At 29.6% G+C, this 8922-nt stretch carries 7 protein-coding genes; all 7 read left to right on the top strand.

The genetic code is table 11. The annotated features are described in order from the left end of the window. The coding region (locus tag ABY863_RS11165) for a substrate-binding domain-containing protein (protein ID WP_372794833.1) at window positions 1-741 on the top strand (741 nt) is incomplete at its 5' end. Between the two features lie 20 nt (window positions 742-761). Continuing rightward, entirely contained in the window at window positions 762-1670 is a 909-nt protein-coding gene (locus ABY863_RS11170; RefSeq protein WP_372794835.1) for an aldose 1-epimerase, read from the top strand. After that, window positions 1667-2818, top strand: coding sequence for a galactokinase (gene galK, locus ABY863_RS11175; protein WP_372794837.1), 1152 nt, complete (start codon window positions 1667-1669; stop codon window positions 2816-2818). The genes ABY863_RS11170 and galK overlap by 4 nt, the downstream gene beginning before the upstream one ends. Window positions 2819-2836: 18 nt before the next feature. Further along, window positions 2837-3859 carry a UDP-glucose--hexose-1-phosphate uridylyltransferase gene (locus tag ABY863_RS11180; protein WP_372794839.1) on the top strand — a complete coding sequence of 341 codons (1023 nt, stop codon included), beginning with the start codon at window positions 2837-2839 and terminating at the stop codon, window positions 3857-3859. 38 nt (window positions 3860-3897) lie between these two features. Then, on the top strand, window positions 3898-5550 hold the full coding sequence (locus ABY863_RS11185) for a sodium/sugar symporter (RefSeq protein ID WP_372794841.1): 1653 nt from the start codon (window positions 3898-3900) through the stop codon (window positions 5548-5550). 204 nt (window positions 5551-5754) lie between these two features. Then, a complete protein-coding gene (locus ABY863_RS11190; RefSeq protein WP_372794843.1) occupies window positions 5755-8301 on the top strand; it encodes a hypothetical protein in 2547 nt (848 codons plus the stop codon). Between the two features lie 45 nt (window positions 8302-8346). After that, on the top strand, window positions 8347-8922 hold a 576-nt coding region (locus tag ABY863_RS11195; protein ID WP_372794845.1), incomplete at its 3' end, for a pseudouridine synthase.

Below are 8922 nucleotides of genomic sequence, written 5' to 3' on the forward strand. Positions count from 1 at the left end.
AAAATATTTCTTTTATTTGATGAATTAAATTCCTTTAAAGAGGATTTGTACAATTCCTTTTTAAGCAGTTTAGATAGCAATATACAAGTGGATATTTTCTTTCACCACTTTAACTTCGATGTTTTTAGTAAATTAATTTATGACAATATTGGCAATTACAACTATTATGTAATTATGCCTGCCAATTTAAAAAACACAAATGATGTTATTGAAAAGCTACCACAGAATAATGTTTATATTTTAGACCAGATTCATCCAGAATTATATCAATATTCCGCAATTTATCAAAATTTTGAAAATGGTGTTTTTGACAATCTAACGAATAGTGTAGAGCTCTTAAAAAAATATAACAAGTTAATTTTACTTTTTCAGGAAAACAAACAGCCACAAAAAATGCTGAATGGATTTCAAAAATTTTGTGGCTCTAATAAATTTAAGAATGAAATTGTGAGTTCAATTAAAAACAGAACACCAAAAAAAGGAGAAACATACCTAATACCAGATGACCGAAACTTGATACTCATTATAAAGAAAATAAAAGAAGAGGGATTACTATTAGCAAAAGATATTGGGATTATTTCTTATAATGATACTTTGTTAAAAGAAATTGTTGAAGGTGGCATTACAACAATCTCAACAGATTTTGAAAAAATGGGCAATCGTTTAGCTCAAATGATTCTTAATAAAGAAGATCTGAAAATTGAAAACCCTACCAGTTTAATTATAAGAAACTCATTGTAAAACTTAACTTAAAAAATAATTTGTTTAAAATTAATTACATAGAAAACAAAGTTTTAGCTTTAAATTACATTGAATTAAAGAATTCAAATGGAGATTCTAAAGCTAAAATATATTTAAATTTTGGCGGAAGTCTTCAAGAATTGAAACTTCAAAAAAAAATAATTATTAAGAGTTTACTTCCTATTACTTATGAAAAATCATATGCCTCAGCTGTATTATTTCCATTTGTAAATAGAATTGAAAATGGGAAATATACGTTTCAGGAAACAGCATATGAATTGGAAATAAATCAGATAGAAGAAAACAATGCTTTACACGGACTTATTTTTAATAAAAATTTCAAAATTTACACTCAAAATATTTCAGAAGATTTTGCATCGGTTACTCTAAGTTATATCGAAACCAAAAAGCCTAAAGGATTTCCATTTAACTATACTGTTTTTTTAAAATACACATTAACTAAAACAGCTCTTACGTTTGAAGTAACCATTAAAAATGAAGATGAAAATTCATTTCCTTTCAGTATTGGTTGGCATCCTTATTTTTATAGTAGCAACCTAAGCGAAAGTTTTTTAAAATTTAAAAGCTATAAAAAAATGGAACTCAACGAGAAAATGATTCCTGTAAAAATTGAACATCATATATTAAAAAAAGATTTACTTCAAATTAAAGACACACCATTAGATGATTGTTTTATTCTTGAAAATGAATACGTTACTTTTACAACACCAAACTATACAATAAAATTAAACTCGTCTTCCAAAGAAAATTATTTACAATTATACACTCCAAAAGAAAGAAGAACAATAGCAATTGAACCAATGACAGCCGCCCCAAACAGTTTTAATAATAAACTTGGTTTAAAACTATTAAAACCAAGAGAAACTTTTGTAATTGATTGGAACATAAAATTAGACACGCAATTATGAATCACATTTTAATAGAAAATATTACAAAAGTATTTATCGAGAAGTTTCAAAGCAAACCTATTTTCATTAAATCGCCTGGAAGAATAAATCTGATAGGAGAACATACAGATTATAATGAAGGTTTTGTTTTTCCTGCAGCCATCAATAAAGGTATTATAACAGCTATTCAAAAAAGCGATTCAGATTTTTGCACTTTAATTTCAATCGATTTTAATGAAGAATATACCTTTTCTTTAAAAAATTTAGACCCCATTAAAAATGGAGGTTGGAAAAACTACATTTTAGGTGTGATTGCTGAAATTCAAAAAAAAGGAATTGAAATAAAAGCTTTTAATATTGTTTTTGGTGGAGATATTCCTATTGGATCAGGATTGTCATCTTCTGCTGCATTAGAAAATAGTATTGTTTATGGATTAAATGAACTTTTTAAGTTGGGTTTAACAAAGAAAGAAATGATTTTTATATCGCAAAAAGCTGAGCACAATTATGTGGGTGTTCGCTGCGGTATTATGGATCAATATGCCAGTATGTTTGGGGAAGAAAACAGAGCTCTTTTTTTGGATTGCAGAACTTTTGAAGCAACTAAAATTAACATTGATTTAAAAGAATATCAACTGGTATTAATAAATACAAATGTAAAACATAGTTTAAGTGAAAGCGCTTATAATGACAGACGTTCAGTTTGCGAAAAAGTAGCTTCTTTGCTTAATATTTTTGCTTTAAGAGATGCTTCAGAAGAAGATTTACTTCAAATAAAATCAAAAATTTCAGAAGAAGATTATCAAAAATCACTATATGTTGTTCAGGAAAATCAGCGAGTACAGCAAGCAGTAGAGGCGCTAAAAAATAATGATATTTTAATGCTTGGAAAATTACTATATGAATCGCACAACGGATTGCAAAATCAATATAAAGTAAGTTGTGAAGAATTAGATTTTTTGGTAAAAAAAGCAAAAGAAAATTTGAATGTGATTGGAGCAAGAATGATGGGTGGTGGTTTTGGCGGTTGCACCATAAACATAATTTCAAAAAAAGCTACTCCAAATTTTGTGAAAGAAGTCTCAGAATTATATCATGAAAAATTCAATAATGAGTGTTCGATTTATTTTGTAGAAATTTCAGAAGGAACACATTTATTAAAACAATAAGCACCAATCATTCAAAAAATGAATTCAGATTTACAAGTTTATTCACACAAACGATTGAATGTTTTAACTAGCGAATGGGTATTGGTTTCTCCACATCGTGCTAAACGACCTTGGCAGGGACAAGAAGAAATTATTTCAAAAGAAACAAGACCTTCACACGATTCTAGTTGCTATTTATGTGCAGGAAATAAACGAATTAATGGTGAAATAAACCCAAATTATGAAGGTACCTTTACCTTTGTTAATGACTTTGGAGCACTGCAAAAAGATTCTAAATTATTTATTACAAATGATGGCTTATTACAAGCTCAGAGTGAAACAGGTATTTGCAAAGTAATTTGTTTCAGCCCAGATCATTCTAAAAGTTTGGCAGAAATGTCAGTGGAAGCTATTGGGAAAGTAGTAAATACTTGGAAGGAGGAATATGAAATTTCAGGAAAGGAAGATGGAATAAATTACGTTCAAATTTTCGAAAATAAAGGAGCCGTAATGGGATGTAGCAATCCGCACCCTCATGGACAAATTTGGAGTCAATCATCTTTACCAAATGAAGTAATTAAAAAAGATAAAAATCAACTTGAATATTTTCAAAAAAACAAACGCACCATTTTAGAAGACTATGTAAAACAAGAATTAGCACAAGAAGAACGTATTCTATTTGAAAATGATACTTTTTTAGTGTTAATTCCGTTTTGGGCAGTTTGGCCTTTTGAAGCAATGATTCTTCCTAAAAAAGCACAACAAAACATCAGCAATTTATCACCTAAAGAAGTAGCACAATTTGCAGAAGCAATTTCAACATTAACAAAAGCATATGATAAATTATTTGATTGCTCATTTCCATACTCAAGTGGAATTCATCAAGCACCAACAAATTATCAAGATCATAGTCATTGGCACTGGCATATGAGCTTCTACCCACCATTATTAAGAAGTGCTACCGTTAAAAAATTTATGGTAGGATATGAAATGTTTGGATCGCCTCAACGTGATATAACTGCTGAAATTGCTACACAAATGATTCGCAAACTAATTTATTAAATTAATTAACTATATTTAAAAAAATAATACAATCAACTATGACAACAAACTTTGGATTTTGGGATTATTTCATTTTTATAGCTTATGCTGTATTAATTTTGGGAGTAGGTTTATGGGTTTCAAGAGATAAAAAAGGACATGAAAAAAACGCGGAAGATTATTTTTTAGCCAGTAAATCATTGCCTTGGTGGGCTATTGGAGCATCTTTAATTGCAGCAAATATTTCAGCAGAACAATTTATTGGAATGTCTGGTTCTGGATTTGCCTTAGGATTGGCAATAGCTTCATATGAATGGATGGCTGCAATCACACTAATAATAGTTGGTAAATATTTTTTACCAATTTTTATTGAAAAGGGATTATATACAATACCTGAGTTTGTTGAAAAACGATTTTCAACAAACTTAAAAACGATTTTAGCTGTCTTTTGGATAGGACTTTATGTTTTTGTCAACTTAGCTTCTGTTTTGTATTTAGGTTCTTTAGCTTTAGAAACCATTATGGGAATTCCCATGATTTATGGAGTTATTGGTTTAGCGCTATTTGCAGCTGCATATTCATTATATGGAGGTCTTTCTGCTGTTGCTTGGACAGATGTTATTCAGGTGATATTTTTAGTTTTGGGTGGATTGGTAACAACATATATAGCTTTAAATACTGTTTCAAATGGTGAAGGTGTTATCGCTGGTCTAAAAACCGTATATGAAGCTGCACCTGATCGTTTTGCAATGATTCTTGATAAATCTAACCCTTATTATGACAAATTACCAGGAATTGGAGTATTAATTGGTGGAATGTGGGTAGCTAATTTATACTATTGGGGATTTAATCAATACATTATTCAACGAACATTAGCTGCAAAATCTTTAAAAGAAGCTCAAAAAGGAATTTTATTAGCTGCATTTTTAAAATTAATAATTCCATTAATTGTTGTAATTCCAGGAATAGCTGCTTATGTTATGGTGAATGATCCTGAGATTATGGCAAGATTAGGTGAAGCAGGATTAAAGAATTTACCAACATTAGAACAAGCTGATAAGGCATATCCTTGGCTCTTGCAATTTTTACCTACAGGTTTAAAAGGTGTTGCTTTTGCAGCTTTAGCTGCTGCTATTGTTTCTTCATTAGCCTCTATGTTAAATTCTACTTCAACCATTTTTACAATGGATATTTATAAACAATACATTAATAAAAATGCAAGTGATAAAACAACTGTGAATGTTGGAAGAATTTCAGCTGCTGTAGCATTAATTATTGGTAGTATTATGGCCCCTTTATTAGGAGGTATAGATCAAGCTTTTCAATTTATACAAGAATATACTGGGATTGTGAGTCCAGGTATTTTAGCCGTATTCATGCTAGGGTTATTTTGGAAAAAAACAACAAATAAAGCTGCAATTATTGGAGCCTTGGCATCAATTCCAATTGCAATGTACTTTAAAATTGCACCAAATGGCTGGTCTACAAATCTAATTTTTGTAAATATTCCTTTTATGGATCAAATGGCATATACTGTACTATTAACAGCACTTGTAATAATAGCAGTTAGTTTATTCCAACACAAAGGAAAAGATGATGAAAAAGGAATTCCGTTAACAAAACAATTATTTAAAACGTCACCAACTTTTAATATTGGTGCATTTGCAGTAATGATTATTTTAGTGGCACTTTATTCGTTTTTTTGGAAATAAAATATAACAAGTTAAAATTCTATATTTTATCTTTTTGAAATTCTCCTCTTTCTATACTGAAAGAGGGCTTTTCTTAAATTTAACTTAGATTATAAAAATTACACTATAATATCAAGAAGCATTATGATACGCACATCATTCATCCTTAAGAAAAATTTTATCCAAAATTTAAAAAGACATTTAGTTATAATATTGGTTATTTTCTTGTTAAGTTTCGGAAATTCTATAGCTCAAAGTCAATCCTCAAAAGGTGAAGTTTATGTAGCTACTAATGGAATTATGAAATGGACAAAAAACAATGAAGAAGTTCATGGTTTTGGTGTAAACTATACGGTTCCTTTCGCACATGGTTATCGCACAGCAAAACATTTGAATATTAATCTCAAAAAAGCAATAGACAATGATGTGTATCATTTCTCACGTCTTGGATTTGATTTATACCGTATTCATGTTTGGGATACAGAAATAAGTGACACACTTGGAAACCTTATAGAAAATGAACATTTAGACGCTTTTGATTATTTATTAAAAAAGTTAAAAGAAAAAAATATTAATTTCATTATTACCCCAATTGCTTTTTGGGGAAACGGTTGGCCAGAGCCTGATGAAAACATGCCAGGTTTTTCAAATAAATATGGCAAAAATGACTGTCTTACGAATCCTGAAGCAATAAAAGCACAACAAAATTATTTATTTCAGTTTTTAAACCATGTGAATCCATATACTGGAGTTGCTTATAAAGATGAACCAAATATTATTGCATTTGAAATTAGCAATGAGCCACATCATAGAGGTGATGCTGAAAGTGTTACTAAATTTGTGCAAGGAATGACAAATTCAGTACGTAAAACAGGAACTAAAAAACCAATTTTTTACAATATAAGTCACGCTGTTCATTTTGCAGATGCTTATTTTAGTGGTGGTATTCAAGGTGGAACCTTTCAGTGGTATCCAACGGGTTTAGGATATCAAAGAGAATTATCTGGGAACCTTTTACCTAACGTGGATGCGTATAAAATTCCTTTTGAAGAAATGATAAAAAAACACAAAGGAGCAAAATTGGTTTATGAATTTGATGCAGCCGATGTTGGAAAATCCTATATTTATCCTGCTATGGCAAGAAGTTTTAGAGAAGCTGGCATTCAAATTGCCACACACTTTGCCTACGACCCAACGTATTCTGCAAATGTAAATACCGAATACAATACGCATTATATGAATTTGGTTTATACACCTCAAAAAGCTTTGAGTTTAATGATTACATCTGAAGCGTTTCATCAAATTCCAATGCATAAAAACTTTGGAAAATATCCTGACAATACCTCTTTTGATAATTTCAAAGTTGATTATCAAAATGACCTAGCAGAGTATAATTCAACCCATAAATTTATTTATACAAATAACACTTCTACAAAACCATTAAATGAGAAGAAACTTAATCAAATAGCCGGTTTTGGAAATTCTGAAATAGTTAACTATGAAGGAAAAGGCGCTTACTTTTTGGATAAGTTAAGTAAAGGTGTTTGGAGATTAGAAGTAATGCCCGATGCTGTTTGGGTAGACAATCCGTTTGGACACAATAGTCCTAAAAAAATTATTGGAGTTGTAAATTGGGCAGCGTGGAAAATGAAAATTAACCTAAATGATTTAGGTTCAAACTTTAGTATTGAAGCAATTAATGATGAAAATATTTTTTCTCCACAAATTTATAAAACCTCGTTTTCTATCATGCCTGGAACTTATATTTTAAGTAAAAAAGGAATTTCTAAAAATTGGTCTTCAAAAGATGAATGGAAAAATAATAAATTAAATGATTTTTTTGCTCCGAAGAGTAATGTAACAAAAACATATTTAAAACACATCCCTGTTAAAGAAATTTCAGAGAATAGTGAATTGGAAATCACAGCTCAAATTGTAGCTCAAAAAAATCCTGAAAAAGTTGAATTATGGTCATATAATGGTTTTAAAAGAGAAATTCTTACCATGAAAAAAAATGGGTATAATTATTCCGTAAAAATACCATCTGAGATAATAAAAACGGGTTATTTAAATTATCAAATTATTGTAAAAGAAGAAGATGAGTCTATAACATTCCCTGCAAATTTAGAAGGCGAACCTAATGATTGGGATTTTTACGAAAGAAGTACTTATGAAATTTCCATTGTTCCTAATTCAAATCCTATTTATCTTTTTAATGCCAAAAAAGATGCTGATTTATTGGTTAAAGAATGGCGAAATACATTTAAATTGGTACCAACCAAAAATGAAGATGAAGCAGAATATCAACTAAATATTGAGAAATTATTTGTGCAGGACAATGAAAATTTAAATGCCGAACCAATTTATGATTATAGTTTCAAACATTTTATTTTAGATAAGATTGAAGGACGAAAAACAGATTTATCTTCAAAAGAAAATCTTATCTTTTATGGCCGCGCTTTAAATAACAAACCCTGTAAATTGCAAATAGCATTTGTAATGAATGATGGCTCTTCATTTGGGAAAATTATTGAAATTGGTACTGAACTAAAAGAATACAAACTTTCTCTAAATGATTTAAGCCCTGTAAAAACAGTTACGCTTCCAAGACCTTATCCAAGCTTTTTATCATATTATTTGGAGCATGGTATTCGTTCAAATTTTGATATTAAAAATAGTGAAAGTATCCAATTTTCAATAGGCCCTGGTATTCCAAATAATGAATTAGAAGATGCTCACGGGATAAGTATAATTAGTGTTTCTTTGAAATAAATACAAAACATTATTTAGTAACTTTGCCACTTTAAAATTCTATGTGTGGAAAATACGAACGAAAATTCAATTAACCTCAATAAATATATTAGCAGTACTGGGATTTGTTCTCGTAGAGAGGCTGAAAAGTTAATTTTAGAGGGCAAAGTAACAATTAACGAGAAACCTACTCAATTAGGAAATCGTGTTGCTGAAGGTGATGTAGTTAAAATTAACGGTAAACTTTTACAAGTTAAACCCACAACTTTATATATTGCATTTAATAAACCTATTGGGATTGTTTGCACAACGGATATAAAAGAACGTAAAAATATTATAACCTATATCAATCATCCTGAGCGTCTTTTCCCTATTGGCAGATTAGATAAACCATCAGAAGGTTTAATTTTTTTAACCAATGACGGTGATATTGTAAATAAGATTCTTCGAGCAGGAAATAATCACGAAAAAGAATATATTGTAACTGTTCGTCAAAAAATCACGACTGATTTTATTCAAAAAATGAGTCAAGGAATTCCTATTTTAGGAACGTTAACCAAAAAATGTATCGTTGAAAAACTGACTGATTTTACCTTCAGAATTATTTTAACTCAAGGTTTAAACAGGCAAATTAGAAGAATG

This window comes from Lutibacter sp. (genome assembly GCF_041562875.1).
Classification (GTDB): domain Bacteria; phylum Bacteroidota; class Bacteroidia; order Flavobacteriales; family Flavobacteriaceae; genus Lutibacter.

Excerpts from the sequence above, each read along its gene's own strand:
- galK (WP_372794837.1), top strand. The coding sequence starts at position 1,667 with ATGAATCACATTTTAATAGAAAATATTACAAAAGTATTTATCGAGAAG.
- ABY863_RS11180 (WP_372794839.1), top strand. The coding sequence starts at position 2,837 with ATGAATTCAGATTTACAAGTTTATTCACACAAACGATTGAATGTTTTA.
- ABY863_RS11185 (WP_372794841.1), top strand. The coding sequence starts at position 3,898 with ATGACAACAAACTTTGGATTTTGGGATTATTTCATTTTTATAGCTTAT.